At 66.0% G+C, this 25,357-nt stretch carries 28 protein-coding genes; 13 read left to right on the top strand and 15 right to left on the bottom strand.

Features of this window, described 5'->3' with window-relative positions; all coding sequences use genetic code 11:
• The first annotated feature begins 419 nt into the window (after positions 1-419).
• Complete coding sequence (locus K0O62_RS14885) at positions 420-629, top strand: hypothetical protein (RefSeq protein WP_073855158.1); 210 nt, start codon at positions 420-422, stop codon at positions 627-629.
• A 7-nt stretch (positions 630-636) separates the two neighbouring features.
• Here K0O62_RS14885 and K0O62_RS14890 read toward each other — a convergent pair whose 3' ends face one another.
• Both K0O62_RS14890 and K0O62_RS14895 read right to left on the bottom strand, forming a co-directional pair.
• The gene (locus K0O62_RS14890; RefSeq protein WP_073855160.1) at positions 637-1,329 is read right to left on the bottom strand and encodes a helix-turn-helix transcriptional regulator; all 693 of its coding nucleotides are present in this window, start codon (positions 1,327-1,329) and stop codon (positions 637-639) included.
• Between the two features lie 66 nt (positions 1,330-1,395).
• A complete protein-coding gene (locus K0O62_RS14895) occupies positions 1,396-1,752 on the bottom strand; it encodes a nuclear transport factor 2 family protein (protein ID WP_234799999.1) in 357 nt (118 codons plus the stop codon).
• 170 nt (positions 1,753-1,922) lie between these two features.
• On the opposite strand from K0O62_RS14895, the gene K0O62_RS14900 reads away from it, so the two are divergent.
• The gene (locus tag K0O62_RS14900; protein WP_097934161.1) at positions 1,923-3,593 is read left to right on the top strand and encodes a GMC family oxidoreductase; all 1,671 of its coding nucleotides are present in this window, start codon (positions 1,923-1,925) and stop codon (positions 3,591-3,593) included.
• 18 nt (positions 3,594-3,611) lie between these two features.
• On the opposite strand, the gene K0O62_RS14905 is transcribed toward K0O62_RS14900, so the two are convergent.
• Positions 3,612-4,124: a DinB family protein gene (locus K0O62_RS14905; RefSeq protein WP_073855164.1), complete on the bottom strand. Its 513-nt coding sequence runs from the start codon at positions 4,122-4,124 to the stop codon at positions 3,612-3,614.
• Positions 4,125-4,212: 88 nt separating this feature from the next.
• Between K0O62_RS14905 and K0O62_RS14910 the strand changes: the two genes are divergently transcribed.
• A complete protein-coding gene (locus K0O62_RS14910) occupies positions 4,213-5,022 on the top strand; it encodes an LLM class F420-dependent oxidoreductase (RefSeq protein ID WP_073855166.1) in 810 nt (269 codons plus the stop codon).
• Positions 5,023-5,104: 82 nt separating this feature from the next.
• Here K0O62_RS14910 and K0O62_RS14915 read toward each other — a convergent pair whose 3' ends face one another.
• Positions 5,105-5,836, bottom strand: coding sequence for a TetR/AcrR family transcriptional regulator (locus K0O62_RS14915; RefSeq protein ID WP_165636951.1), 732 nt, complete (start codon positions 5,834-5,836; stop codon positions 5,105-5,107).
• 84 nt (positions 5,837-5,920) lie between these two features.
• Between K0O62_RS14915 and K0O62_RS14920 the strand changes: the two genes are divergently transcribed.
• Together K0O62_RS14920 and K0O62_RS14925 are read left to right on the top strand one after the other, a co-directional pair.
• Positions 5,921-7,444, top strand: coding sequence for an MFS transporter (locus tag K0O62_RS14920; protein WP_073855167.1), 1,524 nt, complete (start codon positions 5,921-5,923; stop codon positions 7,442-7,444).
• A gap of 61 nt (positions 7,445-7,505) precedes the next feature.
• Positions 7,506-7,652 carry a hypothetical protein gene (locus K0O62_RS14925; RefSeq protein ID WP_097934159.1) on the top strand — a complete coding sequence of 49 codons (147 nt, stop codon included), beginning with the start codon at positions 7,506-7,508 and terminating at the stop codon, positions 7,650-7,652.
• 65 nt (positions 7,653-7,717) lie between these two features.
• Here the strand turns inward: K0O62_RS14925 and K0O62_RS14930 are convergent, their stop codons facing one another.
• The 6 genes from K0O62_RS14930 to K0O62_RS14955 are packed head-to-tail and all read right to left on the bottom strand — an operon-like array spanning position 7,718 to position 13,161.
• Positions 7,718-8,728, bottom strand: a complete 1,011-nt coding sequence (locus K0O62_RS14930; protein ID WP_073855169.1) for a zinc-dependent alcohol dehydrogenase — start codon at positions 8,726-8,728, stop codon at positions 7,718-7,720.
• A 34-nt stretch (positions 8,729-8,762) separates the two neighbouring features.
• Positions 8,763-9,512, bottom strand: a complete 750-nt coding sequence (locus K0O62_RS14935; protein ID WP_097934157.1) for an SDR family NAD(P)-dependent oxidoreductase — start codon at positions 9,510-9,512, stop codon at positions 8,763-8,765.
• On the bottom strand, positions 9,506-9,964 hold the full coding sequence (locus K0O62_RS14940; protein WP_073855173.1) for a VOC family protein: 459 nt from the start codon (positions 9,962-9,964) through the stop codon (positions 9,506-9,508). Before K0O62_RS14940 ends, K0O62_RS14935 begins: the two co-directional genes overlap by 7 nt.
• Positions 9,961-11,145: a sulfotransferase family protein gene (locus K0O62_RS14945; protein ID WP_073855175.1), complete on the bottom strand. Its 1,185-nt coding sequence runs from the start codon at positions 11,143-11,145 to the stop codon at positions 9,961-9,963. The genes K0O62_RS14940 and K0O62_RS14945 overlap by 4 nt, the downstream gene beginning before the upstream one ends.
• 13 nt (positions 11,146-11,158) lie before the next feature.
• Positions 11,159-11,920, bottom strand: a complete 762-nt coding sequence (locus K0O62_RS14950) for an SDR family NAD(P)-dependent oxidoreductase (RefSeq protein ID WP_073855177.1) — start codon at positions 11,918-11,920, stop codon at positions 11,159-11,161.
• Complete coding sequence (locus K0O62_RS14955; RefSeq protein WP_073855179.1) at positions 11,917-13,161, bottom strand: alkyl sulfatase dimerization domain-containing protein; 1,245 nt, start codon at positions 13,159-13,161, stop codon at positions 11,917-11,919. The genes K0O62_RS14950 and K0O62_RS14955 overlap by 4 nt, the downstream gene beginning before the upstream one ends.
• A 90-nt stretch (positions 13,162-13,251) precedes the next feature.
• On the opposite strand from K0O62_RS14955, the gene K0O62_RS14960 reads away from it, so the two are divergent.
• The 8 genes from K0O62_RS14960 (at position 13,252) to K0O62_RS14995 (ending at position 18,923) form a co-directional block, all read left to right on the top strand.
• A complete protein-coding gene (locus K0O62_RS14960) occupies positions 13,252-14,022 on the top strand; it encodes an SDR family NAD(P)-dependent oxidoreductase (RefSeq protein ID WP_073855181.1) in 771 nt (256 codons plus the stop codon).
• A gap of 12 nt (positions 14,023-14,034) precedes the next feature.
• The gene (locus tag K0O62_RS14965; RefSeq protein WP_073855183.1) at positions 14,035-14,682 is read left to right on the top strand and encodes a TetR/AcrR family transcriptional regulator; all 648 of its coding nucleotides are present in this window, start codon (positions 14,035-14,037) and stop codon (positions 14,680-14,682) included.
• A 120-nt stretch (positions 14,683-14,802) separates the two neighbouring features.
• Complete coding sequence (locus tag K0O62_RS14970; RefSeq protein WP_073855185.1) at positions 14,803-15,234, top strand: nuclear transport factor 2 family protein; 432 nt, start codon at positions 14,803-14,805, stop codon at positions 15,232-15,234.
• Between the two features lie 176 nt (positions 15,235-15,410).
• Positions 15,411-16,667 (top strand): cytochrome P450, encoded by a 1,257-nt coding sequence (locus K0O62_RS14975; protein ID WP_073855187.1) that lies wholly within the window; start codon positions 15,411-15,413, stop codon positions 16,665-16,667.
• Entirely contained in the window at positions 16,660-17,307 is a 648-nt protein-coding gene (locus K0O62_RS14980) for a TetR/AcrR family transcriptional regulator (RefSeq protein WP_073855189.1), read from the top strand. The genes K0O62_RS14975 and K0O62_RS14980 overlap by 8 nt, the downstream gene beginning before the upstream one ends.
• A gap of 300 nt (positions 17,308-17,607) precedes the next feature.
• Positions 17,608-18,045, top strand: a complete 438-nt coding sequence (locus K0O62_RS14985; protein ID WP_073855191.1) for an MOSC domain-containing protein — start codon at positions 17,608-17,610, stop codon at positions 18,043-18,045.
• Between the two features lie 59 nt (positions 18,046-18,104).
• Positions 18,105-18,434 carry an ArsR/SmtB family transcription factor gene (locus K0O62_RS14990; protein ID WP_073855193.1) on the top strand — a complete coding sequence of 110 codons (330 nt, stop codon included), beginning with the start codon at positions 18,105-18,107 and terminating at the stop codon, positions 18,432-18,434.
• A 6-nt stretch (positions 18,435-18,440) separates the two neighbouring features.
• Positions 18,441-18,923 (top strand): SRPBCC domain-containing protein, encoded by a 483-nt coding sequence (locus tag K0O62_RS14995; RefSeq protein ID WP_073855195.1) that lies wholly within the window; start codon positions 18,441-18,443, stop codon positions 18,921-18,923.
• A 91-nt stretch (positions 18,924-19,014) separates the two neighbouring features.
• On the opposite strand, the gene K0O62_RS15000 is transcribed toward K0O62_RS14995, so the two are convergent.
• From K0O62_RS15000 to K0O62_RS15020, 5 genes are all read right to left on the bottom strand, one after another.
• On the bottom strand, positions 19,015-20,268 hold the full coding sequence (locus tag K0O62_RS15000; protein ID WP_073855197.1) for a sulfotransferase family protein: 1,254 nt from the start codon (positions 20,266-20,268) through the stop codon (positions 19,015-19,017).
• Entirely contained in the window at positions 20,265-21,365 is a 1,101-nt protein-coding gene (locus K0O62_RS15005) for a DUF1214 domain-containing protein (RefSeq protein ID WP_073855199.1), read from the bottom strand. Before K0O62_RS15005 ends, K0O62_RS15000 begins: the two co-directional genes overlap by 4 nt.
• A gap of 83 nt (positions 21,366-21,448) precedes the next feature.
• Complete coding sequence (locus K0O62_RS15010; protein ID WP_220045461.1) at positions 21,449-22,951, bottom strand: alpha/beta fold hydrolase; 1,503 nt, start codon at positions 22,949-22,951, stop codon at positions 21,449-21,451.
• A gap of 149 nt (positions 22,952-23,100) precedes the next feature.
• A complete protein-coding gene (locus tag K0O62_RS15015; RefSeq protein WP_073855201.1) occupies positions 23,101-24,252 on the bottom strand; it encodes a GGDEF domain-containing protein in 1,152 nt (383 codons plus the stop codon).
• A gap of 243 nt (positions 24,253-24,495) precedes the next feature.
• Positions 24,496-25,221 (bottom strand): hypothetical protein, encoded by a 726-nt coding sequence (locus K0O62_RS15020; protein ID WP_234800000.1) that lies wholly within the window; start codon positions 25,219-25,221, stop codon positions 24,496-24,498.
• Positions 25,222-25,357: the final 136 nt, after the last annotated feature.

The raw sequence follows: 25,357 nt of genomic DNA on the forward strand, positions 1-25,357 counted from the left end.
ACTCATGCGAAATCTCTCAGTCCGTTCGGCCGCCGCCGTTCTTGCGGCCGCTCCCATTGCTGCCCTGTCGCTGTTCGGTGCCGGGATCGGTTCGGCAGCGCCCCTGAACTGCGTCAACGGCCAGTTTTGGGATCCCATCACCAATACCTGCCAAACGCCGCGTCCTGCGGAACACTGTGCCCCCGGCCAGTACTGGAACGCCCTGTCCAATGTCTGCCGGTCAATCGGTCTGCTATAGCCCGCTTCACGGCCCCAAGCGGTCGAGGAATACGAGCGAATGGACGACGGCGCAATTCCTTTCCGGCACTGCATATTGCGCCAAACGAAACGGCACCCGGCCTGGATACCAGCACCGATCCCCCAACGCTTCCGACTGGTGCCCGCGTCGTTTCGTCCTGGCTACGTCGTAGGCTCACGGCATGCACGACGTGACTCTGGCCGCCGCGGGGACGGCGGCGATGCTGACGGTGGGGCTCGCGGCCTATGCAGCGTTGATCCTCGTCAGCATCGCGGTGGCACTCGCCGCCGCCCGCCAGCGCCGGCGACGCCGCGCGATCGCTGCCGCGACGCTGGTTGGGGCGTTGACTGTGGGCGGGCTGGTTATCGCGATTCTCAGCAGCATCGCGTAACGCCGGGTTACCCGAGCCGTCGCGTGCTCCACCGCGACAGATCCGCCTCCAATACTGCCGAATCACGGTCGGGAAACACCTCATCGGTGATCTCCAACTGTCGGATGCGGTCCAGTTGAAATCCGCGGATCCCTTGGCGGAGCCGACACCATCCGACGAACAACCACGCAGCACCTCCGCGTAGCAGACCCATCGCCTCCACGTCCCGGGTCGTGTGAGTCTCACCATCCTTGGCGGTATAACTCAACCGGACGACCCGGCGCGCGGCGATCGCCTCCGGAATCAGCGCGACCGCCGCCTCGGACGAGGGCTGGGCATCGATGACGAACATCGACGCCAACGCCTCGTCAATCGGCGCGAGCTGATCCTCGCGGCTGATTGCGAGAACCTTGGCCCGCGCCCGACGCGCCGCCGCACCGTACGGCGAGGTCTCCAGCAAACCCAGCCCCGCGAGCACCGCCAGCGATTCCGGAACGGTGAGATTCAGCGGCGGCAACGAGTGTTCCCGCAGAATCGAATACCCACCCGACACCCCGTGGTCGGCATAGATCGGGACTCCCGCGAGCTGCAGCGACTGGATATCCCGCTCGATCGTGCGCTTGGACACCTCGAACTCCTCCGAGAGCCGAGCGGCCGACCATGGCCGACGTGATCCCCTCAGCAGATCCACCAACGCGTACAACCGTTCGGCTCTCCTCACGAGCTCAAGTCTCCCGGTCTCAGGTCAGGTGCGCGCGCGTTCCGTTCACCGACCACACCTCGCGAATCAGCCCATCCTCGGTGAAGTCGAAGACATCGATCCCGCCCGCAACAACATCCCCGGCCCGCATGTCCACAGCATCCGCCCGTGCGCGCCGTCCACCGCCCGCGCGACTTCGGTGAACACCACACCCGGATGCCGCTCGCGCCACCGGTCTAGGAACTGCGCGAAACTGTCCCCACCCAGAACGTCGTCGCCCGGGTTCGACCCGTCCTCCTCGGGGATCAGGAAATGAATCCGGAAATCCGCACTGCAGATCCGACGCGCAATCTCACTGTCCGTGTTCCACATCTGCAACCACACCGCCAGTGCCGCATCCGCGGCAGCCGTGTCTGTTTCCACCATCTTCACGTTCTCGGTCATGACACCAGCGTCAGCCACTACCACGACAACGGTATGTCGGTGTTCGGAACGATCGACTTCACACTTGTGGCCGAGAGCGCCTACGGGAATGCTCCGATCCCGGACCGCCATCGCGCACACTAGGACACGCAACGAAGCGCAATGGAGGAACGGTGCCGGAAACCAGGCCTGTGGCCGAATACGACTACATCATCGTGGGCGCAGGCAGCGCGGGCTGCCTGCTCGCCAATCGGCTCAGCGCCAACCCGGATCACCGGGTGCTGTTGATCGAGGCCGGCGGCAAGGACAACTGGTTCTGGATCAAGGTGCCGGTGGGCTATCTGTACACCATTGCCAACCCCCGCACCGACTGGTGCTTCACCACCGAGCCCGATCCGGGCCTGGCCGACCGCAGCATCATCTACGCGCGCGGTCGCGTGATCGGCGGCTGCTCATCGATCAACGCCATGATCCACATGCGCGGGCAGGCCAGCGATTACGAGCTGTGGGCGCAAGCCACCGGCGACGACCGATGGCTCTGGGGTGGCCCCGACGGCCAGACCCTGGATATCTACAAGGAGCTGGAACACTACTTCGGCGGCGCCGACGACTGGCACGGTGCCGACGGTGAAATCCGGGTCGAGCGGCCCCGCGTGCGCTGGAAGATCCTGGACGCCTGGCAGGCCGCTGCCGCCGAGTCGGGCATCGAGCCGAAAGAAGAGTTCAACCGGGGCGACAACTCCGGCAGCGCGTACTTCCACGTCAATCAACGACGTGGTCGGCGCTGGTCGATGGCCGACGCCTTCCTGCACCCGATCTCCCACCGCTCCAACCTCACCGTCTACACCCAGACCCAGGCTCTCCAACTGCTGATGGACGACCAGGTCCGCGACGACCAGCGTCACGGCGCCTGGACCACCGCCCAGCACCGCGTCACCGGTCTACGCCTGCTCAAAGACGGCCAGACTGTCGACGTCCGCGCGCGCCGGGAGGTGATTCTGAGTGCCGGTGCCATCGGCTCGCCGCATCTGATGCAGGTCTCGGGCCTGGGCTCCGCCGCGCTGCTCACCCAACATCAGGTGCCGGTGGCCGTCGATCTGCCCGGAGTCGGCGAGAACCTGCAGGATCACCTGCAGATTCGATCTGTCTACCGCGTGAAGGGCGCGCGGACCGTCAACACGCTCTACCGGAACTGGATCACCCGGGCGGGCATGGGAATTCAGTATGCACTGCTGCGCTCCGGGCCCATGACGATGCCGCCGTCCACGCTCGGAGCGTTCGCCAAGAGCGATCCGAGCCTGGCCAGCCCCGATATGGAGTGGCATGTGCAACCGCTGTCGTTGCCGAAGTTCGGCGAGGCCCTGCATCCCTTCGCCGCCATCACTCCCTCGGTCTGCAACCTGCGCCCCACCTCGCGCGGCCATGTGCGGATGGCCACCGCGGATCCGCTGACCAGCCCGAAGATCCTGTGCAACTACCTGTCCACCGACGCCGACCGTGACGTCGCCGTGCGCGGCCTCCGGATGACCCGCCAGATCATGGCGGCGCCGGCCCTGGCCCGCTACCAGCCGGAAGAGATGCTTCCCGGCCCACAACTGGTCAGCGACGACGACCTGCAGACCGCGGCCGGTGAACTGGGCACCACGATCTTTCACCCGGTGGGGACCTGCGCGATGGGCGCCTTCGACACCCGCGGTCGGCCGCGCTCGGCCGCCACCGTGCTTGACACCGACTGCCGGGTGTACCGCGTCGCCGGCCTGCGCGTGGTGGATGCCTCGGCGATGCCCACCATCACCTCGGGGAACACCAACGCACCGGTCATGCTGATCGCCGAACGCGCGGCGCGGGCGATCCTGCAATGAGTCGGTGAGCCTTTCGGGTCAGACCCCGGCCACGCCGTCGATACGTTCACGGATCAGGTCAGCATGTCCGCAGTGCCGGGCATACTCGGCGATCATGTGGGTGTAAATCCAGCGCAGACTCACCGAGGTGCCCATGAATTCGCTGGTGTCGTCGAGGCCACGCTCGGCGCAGTTGGCACGCGCATACTTGATCTCGTTCTGCCACACCTCAATTGCGGCACCGTAGGATGCGTCCCCAGAGATGTCGAAGCCGCCGTCATGACCCGCGGGATGATCGCCTGGTCCGAAGATAGGGGGCGCCACTTCGCCGGCAAGTACCCGGCGAAACCAGTTCCGCTCCACCTCCGCCGCGTGTTGCACCAACCCGAGCAACGTCATAGGCGACGGCTGTACCGACGCGACCCGCAGCCGCTCATCATCGAGACCCTCGCACTTCAACGCCAACGTCGCGCGGTAGAAGTTCAACCAACTCTCCAGGGTGGTCCGCTCATCAGCGTTCATCGGCGGCATCACACGCTCCATCGAGGTCATGCTCATCGATGCTGCCACGATCCGGAATAAAACCCCGCACCCGATGACTTGCCGCAAGAGTCGCCCCTTCCCGACTCAGGAGCATTCCATGACCCGACCCGTCCGCGTCGCCGTGCAGATTCAGCCCGGTGGAACGCCCGACTACGCCACCTGGCGCGATGCTGTCCTGGCCGCCGACGACCTCGGCGTCGACGTCATCTTCGGCTACGACCACTTCCACCGACCGGCGATGAAGGCCATCGTCGACGGCAAGCCCGTCATGTTCGACGAGCAACCCGACGTCGCCAACTTCGAGGGCTGGACCGCGCTCGCGTCGTGGGGCGAGATCACCTCACACGCCGAGATCGGGCTCCTCGTGACCGGGGTCGGCTACCGCAACCCGGACCTGCTGGCCGACATGGCCCGCACCGTCGACCACATCAGCCGCGGCCGCCTCATCCTGGGACTCGGTGCGGGTTGGTACGAAAAGGATTACACCACCTACGGTTACGACTTCGGCACCTTCGGTTCCCGCTTCGACCTGTTCGACGAGAGCCTGATCCGCATCGAAAACCGGCTCGCCGCACTGGTTCCGCCACCCGTGCGCGAGATCCCGATCCTCATCGGCGGCACCGGGCCCAAACGCTCGCTGCCCGCCGTGGCCAGGCACGCCGACATCTGGCACGCGTTTCAGGATCTCGACGCGTTCCGCCGCTCCAGCGACCGCGTCGACGAGCTGGCGGCTTCGTTCGGCCGCAACGGCGCCGATATCGAACGCTCGACCCTCTGGGCGACCGCCGAGAGCGCCGAGGCCTTCCGCGAGGCCGGCGTCACACTGTTCCAAACCGAACTCACCGCCGACGACGGCTACGACCTCACGTCGCTCAAAGAGGTGATCACCTGGCGGGACAACGGTTGATCACCGTGCTTGTCGACCGGCCGGGCAGGCTGCATGGCGACCACCCTTGCGGGCGGTTCCCGCGGCGGCAACCGATTTTCCGTTAGTGCTGATTCCCCTTGCGCATGCTGATCGCCAGCTCCTCCATCTCGGCTTCGGTCGGAGCCCGCAGCGGCAGTGGCCTCGTGCCCTCCGCGCGCGGCGCCAGCGCGTCGAACACCAATTCCAGGTAACGCCGCCATAGTTGGGGCTGGCTCGGGGTGCGCATGGTGCTGACCACCATCATGAGCGCACCGACATCCAATGGCTCGACGTCGGCGCGAACGGCACCCTCCCGCTTGGCGCGATCCAGCAGGCTCGCCACCGCGGGTTCGATCCGACGGCGCACCCGCACCAGGCGTTCATCGCGAAATGAACTGCCGGCCACCAACTCCTGCAGACCGCGATCCTCGATCTGCATCTCCACCGCCCGCTCCAGGAACCATCGCAGACCGGCCAGCCCGTCAGGCTTTTCCAGGGCGGCGTCCGCCACGTCGACCAGCGCGTCCACGCGCGACTCGAACAACGCGATGACGAGTTCGGCACGTTCAGGAAACCGGCGGTACACCGTGCCCACCCCGACCCCGGCACGCCGCGCGATCTCCTCATAGCCGACGTCCAGGCCCACCTCGGCGAACGCCTCGGCGGCTGCGTCGAGGACACGCTGACGGTTGCGCGCGGCGTCCCGTCGCAGCGTCTTCCCGTCGCTGTCGACGGACGATTCGGGGCGCAGCACGCCGCCAGGATACGAGACGTCGTCGAGCTGTCGGTCCCCGCGCGCTGTGCTGAACGCCACGTCACTACCCCACTCTTCGAAATGGAAACGCGCTTCCGGATAGCCTACATTGAAACGGAAGAAACTTTCCGCTTTGGAGGCCAAGTGACCACCCTGAACTCGACGCGCCCGGCAGAACCGCGCGCCGGCGGTCGGCACCGCGCGCCCGACCCCAGCGCGAAGCGCACCATCGGCGGGTCGAAGTGGTTGATCCTGGGCGTCATTGCGCTGGCCCAATTGGTCGTGGTGCTCGACGCCACCATCGTCAACATCGCCTTGCCGTCGGCCCAACTGGATCTGGGCTTCTCCGACGACGCCCGGCAGTGGCTGATCACGGGATACGCCCTGGCCTTCGGATCGCTGTTGTTGGTCGGGGGTCGCCTGGGCGACCTGGTGGGACGCAAGCCGATGTTCCTCGTCGGGTTGATCGGTTTCGCATCCGCGTCGGTGCTCGGTGGTGTGGCGGGCGGCATCGAAGTGCTGATTGCCGCCCGTGCGCTGCAGGGTGTCTTCGGTGCCATGCTGGCCCCCGCAGCGCTTTCACTGCTGACCGTCACATTCACCGAAAAGGATGAGCGCGCGAAGGCGTTCGGCGTCTTCGGCGCCATCTCCGGCGGCGGCGGCGCGATCGGCCTGATTCTCGGCGGCGCCCTGACCGAGTATCTGTCCTGGCGCTGGTGCCTCTACGTCAATGCGCCGTTGGCCCTGATCGCCGTCATCGGCACCGTCATCCTGATCCCAGCCTTGGGCCGCTCGGAGACCCGGGCACGCCTCGACCTGCCCGGTTCACTGGTCATCGTCGGCGGTCTGGTCGCGCTGGTGTACGGCCTGGGCAACGCCGAAGCGCAGGGCTGGACCAGCACCGTGACGCTGACCTGCATCGCCCTGGGCGTCTCGCTCATCGGCATCTTCCTGCTCATCGAACGTGACGTCGCCAATCCTCTGTTGCCGCTGCGCATCCTGGCCGACCGCACCCGAGGCGGCGCCTACGTGGCACTGCTGGTCTGCGGCGCAGGAATGTTCGCCGTCCTGCTGTTCCTGACGTTCTACCTGTCGACGGTCAAGCAGTTCACGCCGCTGCAGACCGGCTTCGCGTTCCTGCCCATGATCGCGGCGCTGGCCGTGTCGGCCACCGCTCTGGCAAAAGTCACCGCCACGGTGGGACCCAAGCTCTCGGTGTTCACCGGCATGCTGTTGGCGGCCGTCGGCCTGCTGCTGTTCACCCAGTTGGGGTTCGACAGCTCGTACGTGACGCATGTGGTGCCGGGTCTGGTGATCACGGGCCTCGGCCTGGGTCTGGTGATGGCGCCCGCGATGGCGGCCGCCACATCCGGGGTGCAGGCCGACGACGCCGGTGTCGCCTCCGCGGCGGTGAGCACGTTCCAGCAGATCGGCGGGTCGATCGGCACGGCTGTGTTGAGCGCGCTGGCCGCGGCCGCAGCCTCGGACTACCTGCAGGGCCGCGTACCCAACCCCGCGACCCAGGCGATGGCCGCGATGGAGAGCTACACCACCACGTTCTTCTGGGGTGCGGTGATCTTCGCCGCCGGCGCGCTGGTCTGTGGGCTGCTGTTTCCGCCCGGTCCCATCGAGTCCGATACTGCGGTCACCCCCGTGCCGGCGCACTGACGCGCTGCTCAGCCCGGCGCAAAGCGGCCCATCCGGCCTCTCGAAGGCGGACACTGGGGCTATGTCCACTGCACTCTGGTTCGTCGCGGCGGTGGTCGCCGTCGGCACCATCGCCGGAGGCTTGATGCGGATGCGGGCATGGTTGCAGAAGCCGGTCCCGCCCGAGGTGATCGAGGCCGCACACCGCGACGACGAGGACGCCGATTAGGCGCGGCTACCCGGAACCGGCTCACCGAGCGCGCGGCACGCGCGATCCTCGAGCGAGTGGATGGCCTACGGAAAGGTGATCACGACCTTGTCGGCCACGCCCGGAGTTGCGGCCAGTTCGAGCGCGTCACCGACCTTGTCGAACGGCATGGTGTGGCTCACGATCAACGCGTACTTCTCCCAGTTCTCGACGAGATCCTTGGTCACCTCGAAGATTTCATCGGGATAGCCCATCGAACCGGTGACGGTGATTTCGTTACTCATGATGTTGACGAAGTCGATCGGCACCTGTTCCTTGTGCACCCCGACCACACCCAGGGTGGCGTGCCGTTTCGCCGCAGCCAGCGCGGTGTTCACCACGGCAGGTGCGCCCGCAGCGTCCAGGTAGATATCGGTTCCGGCCTTCCCGGGCCACATCGCTTCGCCCTCGCCGTGCAGCTCGATCAGCCGTTCGACGACGTTCTCCTCGGTCGAGTTGACAACGGCGTCGGCTCCGATCTGCAGCGCCTTGTCCAGCCGGCGGGCAAGGATATCGACGACCACCACATGGCCGGCACCGAGTGACTTGAACGCCAAGGTTGCTCCCAGGCCGACGGGGCCGGCCCCGAACACCACCACCTTGTCCCCCGGTTTGGGGTTGCACCGGTTGGCGCCGTGCCTGGCGACCGCCATGGGTTCGTTGAGCGCTGCGACCTCCCAAGGGATGTGATCGGGAATGACCTCGAACGAGAGGCCGCGGACCGCATTCTCGATCAACAGATAATCAGCCAAGGCACCCGTGGCCCCGCCATTGCCGATGATCCCGCTCGGCGCGGCCATCGGGTTGATGACCACATGGTCGCCGACGCTGACCCCGTTGACCTCGGCCCCGACGTGCGCCACCTCGCCGGCGGGTTCGTGGCCGAGCGGCGTGCACCCCTGGCGTGGAGGTACTCCCCCGATGCTGATGTAGAGAGCATCGGAACCGCAGATTCCGCAGGCACGCATACGGACGAGGATGTCTGCCGGCCCCGGCTGTGGCTGTTCGACATCGAGCAGTTCAGTTGTGCCTGGTGCGGTGACCGTCGAAACCTTCATTGCGGCATCCCTTCTGGTTCAGCGCTGGCTGGGCTCAACTGCCGAGCATGACCAATCCGCCGTCGACGGCGATCAGTTGGCCGGTAATGAAGCGGGCGCCCGGGCTGCTGAGGAACACCAGCACCGGGCCGATGTCGCGCAGTGGGTCTCCCAGGCCTCCGCCGAGCGGGATCGACTGCTGCAGTTGTTGATCGAGAAACGGCGCCGCGTCCGGGCCCAGGAAGTCACGTAGTCGCTGGGCGCCGGGGGTCTCCACGGCCGGTGCCAGCACATTCGCGGTGATCTGTTGGGAGGCCCATGCTCTGGCTGCCGAGCGCGTCCATGCCGCCACAGCCGCCTTGGCGGCCGCGTAGCCCGCGGCCAGAGGGCTGCCCATGACGGCTTCTGCGGAGCCGAAGTTGATGATCTGCCCACCGGAATTCTGCATCAGCCCGTACGCGGCCTGGTTGGTCAAGACCGTCGAGGTGAAGTTGGTGGCCATCACGGCATCCAGATCCGCCGGTTCGATCTGGCCGGGGATCCCCGGTTTCCATGCACCGGCAGCGTGGATCAGGACGTCGAGTCCGCCCAACTGGGTCCGGATGGTGCTGAAGAGTTGCTCGACACTTGCCGCGTCGGTGACATCGCACGGCAGCCAGTCGGCAGCCTCGGTCTGTGGCGGCTGATGGTGGAAGGTGGCCACCACCTGTGCACCCGCCGAGGACAGCGCACTGACCGCTGCGGCCCCGATACCGGTGGCGGCACCTGTCACCAGGACGCGGCGGCCTTCCAATTCGGTCATGATCCATCCCTGCGCATGGCGTCCAGAAACCCCGGCCAGTCGGGGAACACTGCCCGATCGACGATCTCGATCCGTAACCCGGTCGGATCGATGTAGTAGGCGAATGTCGAGTGTCCTGTGCCGCTGGGCCGGGCTTCCAAACGATAGCCCGCGGACTCGAGTTGGGCTGCCGCCGAGTCGATGTCATCGACCCAGTAGCCGAGGTGGTGTGCGGCCTGCCCCGCGGCGGCGGTCCAGACCGAACCGGGCACCGCCTGTACCAGCTCCAGGTGCGGGGCCTGGAGCGAGTAGACGAACGTGAACGGCACATCGATGTCCCCGCCGTCGGTGGCCACCGACAGGGTGTATTGCACGGGTTTGGTCCATTCATAGCCGGCGGCCTCGGTCAGCCGCGCCGCCGCCGCGTCGACGTCGTCCACAATCAGCCCAGTGTGGTAGAGGTCGGCCGGGTTCACAGCGCGCTCTCCATCTCGATGTCGAACTTCTCTAGGTAGTCGGCGAAGATCGGGGTGAGACCCTCGACCGTGAGGCCGTACTCGTCAAGGGTGTAGGCATTCTGGCCGAATCGGTCCTGGGGGTGAGCAGCCAGCCAATTCCGCATACCGGCTTCGGTTTCCGCGTCGAACGGATCACCCAACCATTCGTAGATGCGGCGGATGACGTCCATGGGGTCGTTCATCATCTCGTGGTAGTACATGTCGAAGAACCGGTCGTCACCGATCCGTTCACGGCTGCGCAACGGACGTGCGACGTGTTGGCTCATCTGTTCCGTGAGGTTGGTCGCCCAGTCGACGGAGCCTTGGGCTTCGGGCGTGAGGACCATGCTCTTGGGAAGCGTCAACAGGTTGCCCAACGAGCCCGTCGCCTTGAAGGGATCCCGGTGAGCCCAGATGAACCGGGCGTCGGGGAACACCTGCAGCAGGGTGTCGATGTACACCGAATGCGACGGCATCTTCAGGCTCCAGGTGCCCGGCGCTTTCGATTGGAGTACTTGCAGATAGCGCTTCTGATACTCGTAGGCGCTGGTCATATCGGCCTCGTTGATCAGCCATCGTGCGTAACGCGGGCTTGCCAAGAACGCATCCCAGGATAGACCTTTGAAGTCCTGGTTGTGGATGAACATGCACTCGGTGGGTCCGTCGGCATCCTCCCAGTGCGGCAGCGGCATCTTCGCCGCCCTCACCAACTCCAGGATCTGTTTCTGCTCCTCCAGGAGTGCCAGACAGCGTGGGTCGGTGCGCAACGCACCGGTGGCCGGCGGCGGTACCGGGGTCATGCATTCCCAGTGCAACAGGGACCGGCGATTGGGATCCTGGTCGAGCAGGTAACTGATGACGGTGGTGCCGGTGCGTGGCATCCCCAGGGTGAAGATGGGGCGCTCCACCGGGGTGTCGAGCACCTCGGGATGGCGCTGGATGTAATCGTGCACCTTCAATCGGCGCTCCAGCGCCTTGGCTGCGTCGTCGATGATGCGTTCCCGGCCGGCCGGGGTGAACGCCGGCGAGGAGTTCACCTCATCGAGCACGATCGCCAGACCTTCACGCCAGGAATCCGAGTCGATGTCGACCAGTCCGGTGCGTCGGGAGGCCAGCTTCAGAACGTCGTCGGGGGTGCTGATGGAATCGAATTCATTCATTTCGCAGTCACTTTCAGACAGTCAGGTAGCCGCCGTCGACGGCGATCGTGGTACCGGTGATATAGCGGGCAGCATTGCTGGACAGGAACAGCACCGCCGGCGAGACCTCGTCGGCCATGCCCATCCGGTTCATCGGGATGTGGCGCAACTCGGGCTCGAGCATCTCCGGGATGTCGAGCACAGGGTGGGTCAGTCGGGTGTCGATCAGCCCGGGCGCCACGGCGTTGACCCGAATCCCGTCATCGACCCAACGTCGGGCCAGGTTCTTGGTGAACGCCACCATCCCCGCCTTCGATGAACTGTAGGCCGGAACGTTGACCGCCGAGACGAACGCCGACATCGACACCGTGGTGACCACACTCGCTCCGCCGGGCACCGTGCTGGCCTTGAGTCGATCGTGGCAGGCAAGGGTGAGTCGCACGTGGGCGAACAAGTTGACCTCAACCGATCCGGCATAGCCGTCGGGGTCCCACTCGTCGGCCTGACCGGCATACGGGCCACCGGCGTTGTTCACCAACACATCCAGATCACCCAGTGATGCCGCGAGCTCGTCGATTGCGGCCTTGTCCGACATCTGGCATTGCCGAAACTGCATCCCTGCCAGGTCGACCTCCGGATAATCGGCGGCCGAAGCCCGAGTTCCGGTGACCGTGACGTCGGCGCCGGCGCGGGCGAAGTCCTTGCCGATGGCGTGGCCGATGCCGCTGGTCCCACCGGTCACCAGCACATGAGTGCCGGTGAAGTCGAAGCTGACGTCGTTGGCGATCACGGTCATTCAGCGTCCCTCAGTTCGTTGATGGATTTGGTGAGCCAGGCTCTCTCCCAGAAGTTCTCGGTGCCCGCGAGTAACGCCTCGTGAGCTTCCGCGGCTGCCGCGCGCGCCCCGGTGTGCGTCGATTCCACGGCCAGTACCAGATCGGTCAGGTGGATCGCCTGTACCGGCCGGTCGGCATCGAGATGAGTACGCGCGGCCGCCACCAGGGCATCCGTCCCGGCGGCGGCGACCACATCGGGAGCAACGGAATCATTTGGCACTCCATATAATTCGGTGGTGGACTTGTGCCGAAACCATCCGGTGTACATTTCCCAGATCGCTCGCACGTTCCAGGAGGTCCTGCCGTACCCTTCCCCGATGTCGAGATGCTCGGGAACCATCACGTCCCGCATCGCGGTGTGCAGGTCGGCGCCGGAGTTCATCAGTCCAAGGGTGCGGTCGTGGACGGTCTGCATGGCGTCACGCATCGCCGTCACCTCTTCGGTGATGAGATCCGCGCCGACGATGGGGTCGAAATGACCGGTGATGATCTTTTCCGGCTGGTAGTCCAGCACCGTGTTCAGTGACTCGATGTAGAGGATCGGATCACGGTATCGGTCGCCCCGAATCGTCATCAGATTGGGCACATGCCCGAATAGCGGGCCGAACAGGTTGCCGGTGAACAGAATTCGATCTTCTGGAAGCCACATCACCAGCGAATCCGTGGTCTCGCCGCCGGGCGTCCAGGCCAGTTCGAAGCGTCGACCGCCCACTTCGAACCGATGATCACAATCGAAGGTGGTGGTGGGCTCGGGGAATGAGAAGTCGATGGATGCGGGATCCAGAGTCTTCAAATGTTCAACGACGGCGTCGGTGAACTTCTGGAACGCGAACGACGTCTTGGGCACCCGGTAGCCCATCAACTGGGCATTGTCATCGCGCCAGTAGCGGTAGTTGCGGTGCATCACCACGTCGGTCTCGGGATCACGCAGCGCATTCACCGCACCCCAGTGGTCGGTATGCCCCTGGGTGATGACGATGCTTCGCGTCGGACCGGCGACCTCCGCAAAGGCCCGCTTACGCAAGTGCCCTTCGAACACCAACCCGGCGTTGACGATCACGCGACCGTCGTCCGTGGCGACCGCATATGCGTTGGACACGCCGGGTGACATCCAAATGTCATTACCGAGCGGGACCGCCGGTGTGTCAGTTGCGGATTCGAGATCCGCGGCACCGGGACGCCTCCGGTGGATACCGGCCATCTCCGCCTCCTCTATGTTTATAGAGGAGGATCCTCTAGAAACGTAGAGGTAAAGTCAATAGGCAAACCGGCGACGACGAGGAGGACGCCCATGGGGTTGCGCGGATTGTCGGGAAAGGTCGCGGTCGTGGCGGGCGGTGCCAGCGGACTGGGGGCTGCCACCGCCGCGCGGTTGGCACAGGAGGGCTGTCGCGTTGTGGTCGGAGATGTCGCCGTGGATGCAGCCGTCGAGACCGCCGAGCGCGTCAGCGACGCCGGCGGAACGGCCGTGCCGGTCGCCTTCGACCTCGCCGATCCCTCGTCGGTAGCCGATCTCATCCGAGTTGCGTCGGAGACATTCGGCGCCGTGGACCTGCTCTTCAACGTCGGTGCCGACATGTCCACCCTCCGCGCCGACACCGACGTGGTGGGTATCGAGCTCGACGTCTGGGACCGGGTTATGACGGTGAGTCTGCGCGGCTACCTGGCAGCGATGAAGCACGCGATTCCGGCGATGTTGCAGAACGGTGGCGGCGCGATCGTCAACATGTCGTCGGCTGCGGCGTTTCAGGGAGAACCCACCCGCCCCGCCTATGCCACCGCGAAGGCCGGCATCGGCGCGCTCACCCGCCACGTGGCGTCGCGGTGGGGAAAAGAAGGAATCCGGTGCAACGCCATCGCCCCGGGCTTCACCGCGACCGAGACGATCCGCAACGCGCCACAATGGCCCGAACTCGAGGTCGCCGCGCTGCGGCGCATCCGCGGCACCCGCGTCGGCCGGCCCGAGGACGTCGCCGCACTCGTGGCGTTTCTGCTCTCCGATGAGGGCGAATGGATAAACGGTCAGGTCGTCAACATCGACGGCGGTACAGTACTGCGCTGACCCGGAAACGAAATGGATACCAACAACCCCTCGACACGCCGACGCGACGGCGACCAGCGGCGTCGCGAGCTGTGTGACGCGGCAATCCAAGTACTCGCCGAACACGGCTCGCGCGGCCTGAGCCACGGTCAAGTCGACCGCTACGCCGACGTTCCCGAAGGCACCACCTCGTACTACTTCCGTACCCGGGCCGCGCTGTTGCGCGGAGTCGGAAAACGCGTCGCCGAGATCGACCTCGCCAACCTACGGTCGATCGTCGAGCATCATGTCGATCCGCGAGTACCGTTCGCCCACCTCGCCGAGCTGACGCTCATGCAGGCCGATGGCCCCGGACTTGCGCTCAACCGAGCGCGTCACGAACTCCTGCTCCACACCGCGCGCGATCCTGAACTGGCCGAAGCCTCGGCAAAGGTCGTCAACAGAACGATCGCCCTGGTCCAAGAGGCCATCGCACACCTACAGCCCGAAACCACCGACACCGAACTCCTGGACGCTCAGACGGACGCCGTCGCCACCTTCATCACCGGAGTGTTCACCCGGCTCGCAGGCGGTGACCGCACCTTCACCGATCCCGACCGCCTCGCCTGCCAACTGGAAGCCATTGTTGACGCGATCAGCAAGACCATGCCAGGTTCCGGTAAGGCGCCAGGGCCAGATTGAGGTCAGGGCGAGCGCACGGCCGCACCCACCAACCCCATCCCGAACAGCGCGGACGCGAGGTCCCCGGCGATTACCTGTCGCGTAACAGTCAAATTCCGGGACGTTTGCCATACTCCGGGCATGGACACCCGCGAGACAGTCACCGAGCTGCTGCGCCGGATTGCCGCCGGCGACCCGACGAAGATCGCGGAGCTGTACGCCGAGCGGATCTCCTGGCAGCTCAACTGGCCGGACGGTGACTACACCGAGAGCCTCCCCTGGATCCGACAGCGAGATACTCGCGCCGATGTCGCCGAGCATTTCCGGCTAATCGCCGATCATCACGTCGCCGAACAGAGCACTGCCGAAGTGCATTCCGTATTGGTCGACGGCTCCGAGGCCATCGTGCTCGGCGCTTTCCACAACACCGCCAAGTCCACCGGGCGCCGATACGACGCCGCCTTCGCCCTGCACCTCACGGTCGAGGACGGACTGATCACCCGCCACCACGCCTACGAGGACAGCCTTGCGGTCATGCGGGCCTTCGCGAGGCCAGGGGCCGACTCCGCATAACGGGACCTGGTCGGCATGCGGACGTTCCGGAAATAGATGTATGACCAGGTTGTCCACCCCGTAGAAAGTTCGCGTGATTCAGCGCCGCTATTGACCAATGGGCCGGAGTGGTCATACGTTCATGACGAATCTGCCCGAAGATCGCCAGGACCGCCGACGGAAAGTCGATGGCAACAATGACCATGAACTCCACCGCACCCAACGTCCTCGACGCCGGGCTGCCCACACTCAGCTACGGACTCACCGCCTCCCCGCTCGACATCCTCGACGATGTCCGGGCGGCGCAGGCCCGCGCACCCATTGCCATCGGGCCCCTCGGCCCGGAGATCCTGTCCTATGAACTGGCCCGGGACTTCCTGCGCGACGAGCGATTCCGCCTACCACCGGGCATCACGCTGGCTGCGCAGGGCATCACCTCAGGTCCGCTGTACGACAAGATGGCGAACAGCCTGCTGGGCTTGAACGGTGCGCCCCACACCCGGCTGCGCAAGCTGGTCTCCAAGGCCTTCACGCCACGTGCCACCGCATGCCTGCAGGACACCATCCGCGAGGTGATGAACGAACTGATCGATCGCGTGCTGGACGCCGGCCGCTGCGACGTCGTGACGGCTATCGCCCGCCCCTACCCCACCCCCATCATGTGCGCCCTGATCGGGGCGCCCCGCGAGGACTGGCGGCTGTTCGCGGACTGGACGGAAGAGGTATTCCAGGCGCTCAACTTCCAGCCGGACGTCAACTTCGACGAGTCCGCGATCATGCGGGCATGGAACGAACTCGACGCCTACGTGGACGACATGGTGACCACCCGTCGTGTGAACCTCACCGGCGACCTGCTCTCCGAACTCATCCGCGCCGAAAGCGACGGCGATCGACTGACTCTCGACGAACTGCGCATGTTGGTGGCCGGCTTCCTGATGGCCGGAACCGATACCACACGCAACCAACTTGCCGCATCGGTGCAGGTGCTCTGCGAGCACCCGGACCAGTGGAGGAAGCTGCGCGACCATCCCGAGCTCGCGATGCAGGCCGTCGAGGAGAGCATGCGCCACTCGCCGGCGGCCAGTATCGTGCCGCGGGCCGCGACCGAGGACGTCGAGTTCGGCGGCTACCTGTTCCCGGCCAGAACCTTCGTCCTGGCGAACACCTTTGCCGCGAACCGCGACCCTGCTATCTACGCCGACGCCGACCGCTTCGACATCGCACGCACCGACCACCTGCCCCCGATTCTGACCTTCGGCGGTGGAGCCCACTACTGCCTCGGAGCCAATCTCGCGCGCCGCGAACTGGCCGAAGCCCTGCTGGTCCTCACCCGCCGACTGGACGCGCCCCGGCGCGTCGGTCCGGCACCCTGGAAATCTCTGCTCGGAATGACCGGACCGACAACACTTCCCATCGAATTCACCGGTGCCAGCCTGGAGTCGGCGCATGCGTAGTCGCGGGTGGGCGGGTTCGACACCGTCCTCCGACGAAGAGGCCATCGCCCGAATACTGGACGCGGTGGACGAAGTGGTCACCGAACACGGAGCCGCGATACGGCTGGCCGACGTCGCCCGCCGGCTCGGCGTCACCCGCCAGACCGTATACCGTTACTTCCCCAACGCCGACGCACTGCTCATCGCCAGCGCGATGCGCGCGGTCGACGGATTCATCGATCAGGTCGTGGACCAGGTAAGCGGCGTCCACGACCCCGTCGTCGCGGTGGTCGAGAGTGTGTGCTTCGCCATCGAGACCCTGACGGGCGATCCCCAACTGGAGCGTCTGCTGGCCCAACGACAGGAGGGCGAAGCGGTCACCTCGCTGAGCTCCGACACCGCAAAGTCGTTCTGCCTGACCTTCTTCGGCCGTCTCGACGTGGACTGGCCGCTGCACTGCTTCGACGGCACCGCGCTCGGTGATCTCACCGAGATGACCCTTCGCACACTGCAATCCCTGTTGACCGACCCCGGAGGGCCGGCCCGGGACGGCGCCGAACTACGCCGGTTCGTCACCCGGTGGCTCGGACCGGCGATCCTGTATCCGCGGATGGCATCGCTGTCGAACATCGGGGCGCCGACCACGACGATCGCAGGATGACGATGGTGTCATCGATCTTCCTGAAAGCGGCGAAGGTGTCTTCGGGCACACCGAGCACGGCGGACAGCACCCGCGGAGGAAGCCCTGCTGGAACCAGCCACCGTCGTGCGTGGTCTTGGGCGACGCACCGAGCCGGAACAGATGCGACTGTGAGGTGATGGTCTCCGCCGGAATGCGGGGATCACCGAAACGCGCGGCGTCTTCGGTCATCTCGATTTGTCGGGGCACGGTTCAGCCAACGCTGTCATCGCTGCCCCGAGGATCCGGGGCCGGCGGGGATGACACCTAGACTGGCTGACCGTGCAGATCGTCGCCATCCACATCGCGCCCGGACGTAAGGTGCCGACGCGTTCGGTGCCCACCGTGGACGCCGAGGCCGGCAAGGGGCTCGTCGGCGACCGGTACCACGGCGCCAAGCACCGCCACGTCACCGTGCAATCGCGCGAACTCCTGGACCGGGCGGCGTCCGATCTCGGCCATCCCATCGACCCCGGTGCCACCCGGCGCAACATCACCGTCGACACCGGTGAGATCCCCACCCGACCGGGGGACCGCATACGCATCGGCGACGTCGAACTGGAAGCGGTACGGATCGCAGCACCGTGCCGACTGTTGGACGACTGGATCGCACCCGGAGCGGCCAGGGCAATGCACATGCGCAGCGGAACCGTCTTCCGGATTCTGACCTCCGGACCGATCTCGGTCGGCGACGAGGTCGAGCTGCCGGCTCTCGGCTGAGCGCCACTCACAACACTTAGCCCTTGCGCTAAGTATTCCGGCGATGAATACTAAGCCTTGTGGCACAGCATTCAGCCGAGCTCGATGAGGTCTTCCAGGCGTTGGCGGACCCGACCAGGCGCGCGGTGATCCATCAGCTCGGCCGTGGGCCGGCGAGCGTCGGAGATCTGGCCCACGAGGCCACGATGACACTCCCCTCGTTCATGAAGCACGTGCGGATGCTCGAGTCGACCGGCCTGATCCACACCGCGAAGGTCGGCCGGGTACGGACCTGCAACCTCAACCGCGATCGGCTCGCGATCGTCGAGGACTGGCTGGCTCAGCAGCGCCGCATCTGGCTGGAACGCACCGATCGCCTGGAGCAGTTCGTCACCAACCCCAAGGAGTAACACGCCATGAACCCCGATCTGGACCTCAGCATCCACCGCATCATCCGCGCGCCCCGCAAGGCGGTATGGGAAGCCTGGACCGACCCCGCGAACCTGGCGCAGTGGTGGATACCGTCACCGATGCTGTGCCGCGTCGAACGTTTGGAGGTCCGCCCGGGTGGCGCGTTCGTGACCCAGTTGAGCGACGACGACGGCCTCACCTTCGTCCCGCATATGGACGCGTGCTTCCTGGTGGTCGATGAGTTCGAGCGGATGGTGCTCACCAACGCCGTCGACAGCACCTGGCGTCCGGCGTCCCCGGCGCCGATCGCGATGACGGCCGACGTGAGCATGCGCGATCACGCCGAGGGCACCGACTACCGCATCGTCGCGCGGCACGCCGATCCCGCCGCCCGGGACAAGCATGCCGAGCTCGGTTTCGCCGAAGGCTGGGGCACCGTGGCCGACCAACTCGCAAGCTTCGCGGCAGCACGAACTGACCAAACGTGAAAAGACGCTGCGCCCTGGAGATTACGGAACGCTCGGAGGCAACGCCGCAGCAGATTTCCTGTCGCCCAGCGCCGCGCGCTGAGGCCCGTCGCTAGCGAGCCGACGCCGGCACCGCATCGGTGTAGAAGCGCATGCGTTCCCGTAGCTCGTCGGGGTCGATGCCGAAGTCGGCGGCCTCGTAACGGTGTTTCCCCTTCCCGTCGCGAGGCAGTGCGCGGTGGTGATCGCTGAGCATCGCCACCGTGTCGGGGACCTCCAGGTCGACGGCGGCGTAGATCCGGTGCAGGATCGCGTCGGGATCGGCCACCAGATCCGAGTAGTGCACATCAAGCCACGTAACGGTATGTGCCGCTGCGGATTTCCTGGCCTCCACCGCGCGGCGCAGCCACAGCTCGGTCTGCGCGGTCTGGAACCGTCCCACATCGTGACCGTCGACGTCGTCGCTGTAGGTCGATCGGTAGGTCGCGAACAGGCTGGTCCCTGAAGCCACCGTCTCGACGATGTCGCGGTGCAGTTGGATCACACAGGCGCCCGGATACGCCGCGATCAGGTGCTCAAGCTCGGCGGTGTGTGCCGGCGCCTTGAGCACCCACCGCCGGCCGTCACCGGCGTCGAGGATCTGCAGGATGCGCCGATGCTGAAGGTATTCCGCGGCAAAGGATTCCCCGGCCAACCAGCGGGCATAACCGTCGAGCCGGGTGGTGGCGGTGAATCCCCAGTTGTGCAGGGTCGTGCCCATCGCCAGCACGCATTCCTCGGCCAGATCCGGTCCGGAATCGTGCACCGCAGCCATGGTCGGGTTGAGCACGTGCAGCAGATGATGCCCGGCCGTGGCGGCCGTCATCCGTTCCGCACGCTGCCGCGGGTTCAGGTCGCCGGCCAAAAGCCATGGCACACCCAGTTCGGCGGGCAGCGGTACCCGCAACCGGGGGTCGCGCCCCAGCAGCCGGAACAGGAAGGTGGTGCCGGTGCGCCATCCGCCGGTGATGACGATCGGCGGCGTCAGGGGCCGCTGCACGGTGTGGGGATGCTCGCGCAGGTAGGTGTCGATCGCGGAGCGGGCACGCAGTCGTCCGACCGCGGTGCCGTGCGCGTTCCTGGCGCCCAACGCATTGAGTCGGCCGTCCTCGGCCGCCGACTCCAGATACTGCGTCAGCCCCGGCTTCCAGTCCGACGGCTCACCGAAGACGGCGGAGCCGTGGCCGCGGGAGGCCCGGTCGATCACCAGATCGACGGCGTCCAAACCCAATCGGTACTTGTCGGGATGGACCGCCCGGTCGTCTTCGGCCTTCCGGTAGACCCGCTGGGCCGCGGGGGTCCGGGCCGGCGGATACCACCGCGTCATCGCGCTCCTGTGATGTCACGGAGCGCCATACGGGTGACGGTGGGCAGCTGCGGTGGGTGCTCGGGCTGCAGGAAGCGCATCACGATGATGCCCTCCGGGCGGCCCTCGGTGTCGATCCAGTCGGCGTCGGTCTCCCCCGCGCGCTCGGCGGCCAGCACGAACCGGTACCGATTGTCGGCGATGGTGGCGGTGGCCCCCGTGTAGGAGACCCGGCGGTGCCGGTGGTCGAGGGAGTTGAGAAATCTACTGTAGGCCAAGATGTTCCAATAGCGGCAGTCCACCAGCTCACCTTCGATCAGCAGCGCCTCGCCCGGTGCCAGCTGCCATCCGCCGCGCAGGTAGTGAATTCCGGGCTCGGTGTAGACAGCGCCGCCGCGCATCTCCTCCCAGCGCCGGACCTGGTTGGGCTGTGCCAGGTCCGCCGCCGTGGCAGCTGCCCAGATCTGGGGCAGATAGCTTGTTGCCGTCGCCAATCTGGTCAGCTGACGGGAGAACCGGTCCGGGTCGATCGGTGCGGGTACGGGCGGTTCGGCCACCGGCTCGATGCCGCACCACCCGATCGTGTCGCGGTGCACGTCATTGTGAAAATGCCGGACCCACACCACGGTGGCGCCGGCCGGCAGGTCCAGCCAGTAGCCGGTCGCCGGCCGATCCCCGCCGAGGGCGATCTCATAGGTACCGGATTCGTCGAAAGTCAAGGATTCGCTATCGATCCGGGCGGTGGCCTGGGCTTCGGTGCCGCCGGCACCGGCATACACCGTGATCGACACGTAGGCGGCATCGCCGCGGTTGCCGCGGATCCGGTATTGCCCGCCTGCGTGGATGTCAGCGACCCAGTAGCGGAAGTCCGGGTTGTCCATCAGAAACTTCTGGCGCCAGTCGTTGAACGGGACCAAGTCTGGTCTGTCGCGGTCCACCTCGGACCGGCTCAGGTGATTCGCCACCGACCTCAACAACGCCCGAAGACCGTCCGCCTGCTCGGCCCGGGACAAATCCGCGGTGTCGGCGACAACCTGCTCCCCCGCCGCCCGCAGAGCGTCGACGAATCCATGCCACGCGTCGACCTCGGGGCGCGACTGCTCCGCGGGCCTTGACATGCAAGGCAGCGTACGTCACCGAGATGCCGATGCCGCGCCATTGGGGAAACTGACACCGGCGCCCCAGCCGCCGGCGGCGACGGTCAGCTGGTGAACTCTGGAATGGTCATCTGGGCAACGCATTCCACGGCGACCGACTCCGGATCCCGCAAGAACGAAGCCATCACCTCACGACCACACTCCGACTCCTCGAAAACGTCGTGGCCGATCGCCGGGAAACGCACCACAGTACTGTTCGGCAGGGTCTCGGCGACGACATCGGCGAGACTGACCTGCGTGATCGCGTCGAAGGTGCCGGCCATCACGAGCACCGACAGCTCGCTGCGGACCGGTTCGGCGAACCTCGCGTCACTTGCGCTGACATCCCACACCTCGCAGTCATCCATCGGACGACCGAACTGCGGTTGTAGTTCCAGCACCGCCGCTGGAAAACCCGGGAATGCCGCACGCCCCGCAGCCGCGATGTCCTCCCGCGTGGTGAAGGGCGCGAACTCACCGCAGATGACGCCGAGCTTGAGACCGTGGCTGTAGGTGTCCGGGACCTGCATCCCTTGCGCCAACGACTCGGCGAGAGCACGTCCCTCTCCGCGCGCCGTCGCGTGGATCAGTTGCGGTAGCCCCGGGTAGCGCTCGGGATCCATGCTCGCGAGCACCGCGACATTGGCCAGCTTGTACCCATCGAGCACGACGGTCTGGGCCGCTCGGTCAGGTGTTGCCGGGAGATCAACCACCAGCGGGTCTTCTGCCAGTCGGCGCACCGTGGCCGAGAACTCAACGGCGAGGCCGGGATAGGCTGCTGCGCAACGCGGTTGCGCGGCACACGCGTCGAACAGGGCGTTGAGACCACCGGCGGAGCTGCTCCAGAGGTTAGTGAGCAGGTTTTTCTGCGGCGGGACAACGGAGTCGAGGACGACGCTGCTGATGCCCTCGGGATGGTCACGCATCATTTGCAGCACCACATCGGTGCCGTAGGAGACGCCGTACACATGCCAGGACTCGATGCCCATGGCTCGCCTCAGGTCCGCGAAATCCGCGGCATTCTCGATGGTGTTGAAAGCAGAAAGGTCGATCCCGTCGGCCGTGAACCGGTCGTGGCACTCGCGGACTGCGTCCACACTTCGTGCAGCCAACGCGGGATCCAGCCGCGACGTTCCCGTCGCTTCTGCTGTGACCTCATCGAACTCTGGACATGTCAACTGTGGGTCGGCGTGCAGGGTGCCGCGCTGGCTGACCAAGATCACGTCACGGTCGCGATTGATTCCCAACTCCCGCAGCTGTTCACCGAACGGCAGGATGGAACCGCCCGGACCGCCGTTGACGTAGACCATCGGTTCCGGATCGGGTTCCGGCGACTGGGCCGGCAGCGTCGCGATGGCGAGTGTGATCGTCCGGCCATTCGGTTGGGACCGATTCTCCGGAACGGTCAGAGTGCCGCACACAACATCGGAGCCCAGCGTGAATTCCTGCTCCCCCGGCAACATCAGTGTCGGACACGGCGAGGATACGTATGACGCACCGGTGTCCGTCATCTCGCCGGCGCCGACCGGCTGCGTCGCTCCCTCGGAGTGCGAACACCCGGCCGCCACGACCAGCAGTGCGGCGACGACGCCGACCCGACAACATACTGACGCAAGAGTCAATATCATCAGCCCAACCTAGCCTGCAGGATCGCCTCGCACCCTCGAACGAGGGTTTCACCCTTCTCGCGTGCGCGATGGGGCCGCCCGCGGGGTGGTCAGGACATGACGACGGTCTGATTGCGGCCCTTCGATTTCGCTCGGTACAGCGCGTTGTCCGCCACATCGAGCAACTCGGTGAGGGTCGTTTGCGGTTGGCCCGCCGCGACACCGAAACTGGCTGTCACACTGGCCGACCCGGCGTCCCGTCCGAAGCCTTGCTCGACCATCCGGATCCGGACCGACTCGGCCCACGCCACCGCCGATTCCACGCCGACTGCCGGCTGGAGGACGGCGAACTCCTCGCCGCCGAGCCGACCGATCACCCAGCCGTCCTCACCGGCGTCGGACAGCATGGCGGCAAAGGCAACGAGCACTCGGTCCCCGCCGGAATGGCCCCACGTGTCGTTGACGGTCTTGAAGTTGTCCAGGTCCGCCAACACCAGCGCACAGAACTCCTCGCCGGCCAACAGCGTTTCCGCACACCGGTTGAAGCCGCGCCGGTTGAGCAGTCCGGTCAACTCGTCACGATCGCGCTGAAAGCGCAACTCCTCCACCATGTCCAGCACCGTGACGGCGAGTAGCGCCACCATACATGCGGGCAGCACGATCGTGGCCGCGACTCGGACACCCAGCGACAGGTTGGACTGCAGGTAAGCATCCCAATCTGCGTCCGTGATGGTCTCGTGCGGCACCTTCGACAACAGTGCGGCGACGGCGTTGCCACCGAGGACCACCGACAGCGCGGTCACCGCCGAGACGGCAGTCTTATCGGCACCACTGGTGGGTGTGCGCTTCCACAACCGATGGGCTACCGCCATCAACAGCACTGCGGTGCCGAGGTTTTGGGTGATCATCCGCCCCACCAACAGTGGTGAGACATACGCGAAATACCACACCAGCAGAATCGAGGGCACGAGGTAGGCCAGCGCTATCCCCCGCGGCAACCGGTCACCGACTCGCCGTAACACGGCATCGGCGAGCCAGACCATGGCCACCGGGAAGAGGACCCCATGAATCGACGCCGCCAGCGCGATCGCCAAGTTCAGCGACAGCGCGATGCCGCTGATGATGTAGAGCGCGATCGCACCCGCGAAGTACAGCGCGCAGGTGCGGCCGCGGTCGATGACCCACACCACGGCGAAGAGCAGCCCGATGCCGGCCATCGCAGCGGACCCGAGATTGACTGCCAGCAGCCAACCCGTCGACATCAACACCTACCCGCTGGGCCGCACCCGATCACTACACCCTTTCTCAGCAAACTCATTGCGTTAGCAGAATGCGCGCCGCAACTCCTTGGTCGAGGCCATTCCGGAAACACAGGACGATGGCGGGGAGTCTACTTTGCCACGGTGAACGGGTGCCAACGGTCCCCTGGGCACGTGCATCGACGGTCGTGACCGACGGTGCGCGGGCGCAACGAAATTAGCCCGGCTACGTCGTGGGCAAGGCCGCTAGGTCACTGGCGGCGGCGCGGGAGCGACGGCCTGGTTGTACAGGTCCGCGGCCCTGTTCAGCGCGGCCCGAACGGTGTTGTAGTAGCGCGTCCCCACCCCGCCATTGCGCTTGGCCAGTTGCGGGTTCTGGGCGAGCGTGGCCGCCTGCACACTGTCGCCGGCTATGCCATGCCTGGTGTAGGCCTCGACGAATCGCGCAATGAAGCGGGTGATCGCCAGGTTCGGGTCTTGGCGTTCAGCGACGGTGCCGAAACTTGCCTTCTCCTGGAACAGGCCGATGACCTCGTCGGCCGCCGTTCCCGGCCCACCGTAGGCCTGCACACCGCCGGACACGGTCGGGCGGAAACTGGACTCGATGTCCGCGGTGGCGATGACGGTCTTGATCTGCTCTTCGCTGAGCCCGGCCGCCCGTCCATGGCCCACGATGGCCTTGACGATATCCTGCGCGCTGGAGTCCTTGGTCACAACCGGTGGCGCGGGGGGCACGACCACGGGTGGCGCAGCCACGACCATCGGCGCATCGGGTATGGGCGTTGCGATGGGTGCGTTTTCCGGCGCCCGCTGCTCGACGGCGACCTCTGCGGGCTGGGGCGTCGATGGAAGCAGCACGGTCGCACCGCCGAGGCCGGTGACAACCAGAAGGGTCGACGTGATTTGCTTCAGGCGTTTCTGATCTCCGAAGATATTCGCCAGTCGGCCGAGTTTGGACATGGTCTTGCTCACTTCTATGGGTTTGGACTTCGCGGACCCGCGCCGGACACGGCCCCGTCCCCCTGGGCGCTGAAGAAGGCAGGGTGGACTGCCCATCGGCAGGCGGCGATTGAACGCCAACCCGACCCGGATTACGCCAGGGATAGTT

The sequence above is a fragment of the Mycolicibacterium diernhoferi genome, assembly GCF_019456655.1.
Classification (GTDB): domain Bacteria; phylum Actinomycetota; class Actinomycetes; order Mycobacteriales; family Mycobacteriaceae; genus Mycobacterium; species Mycobacterium diernhoferi.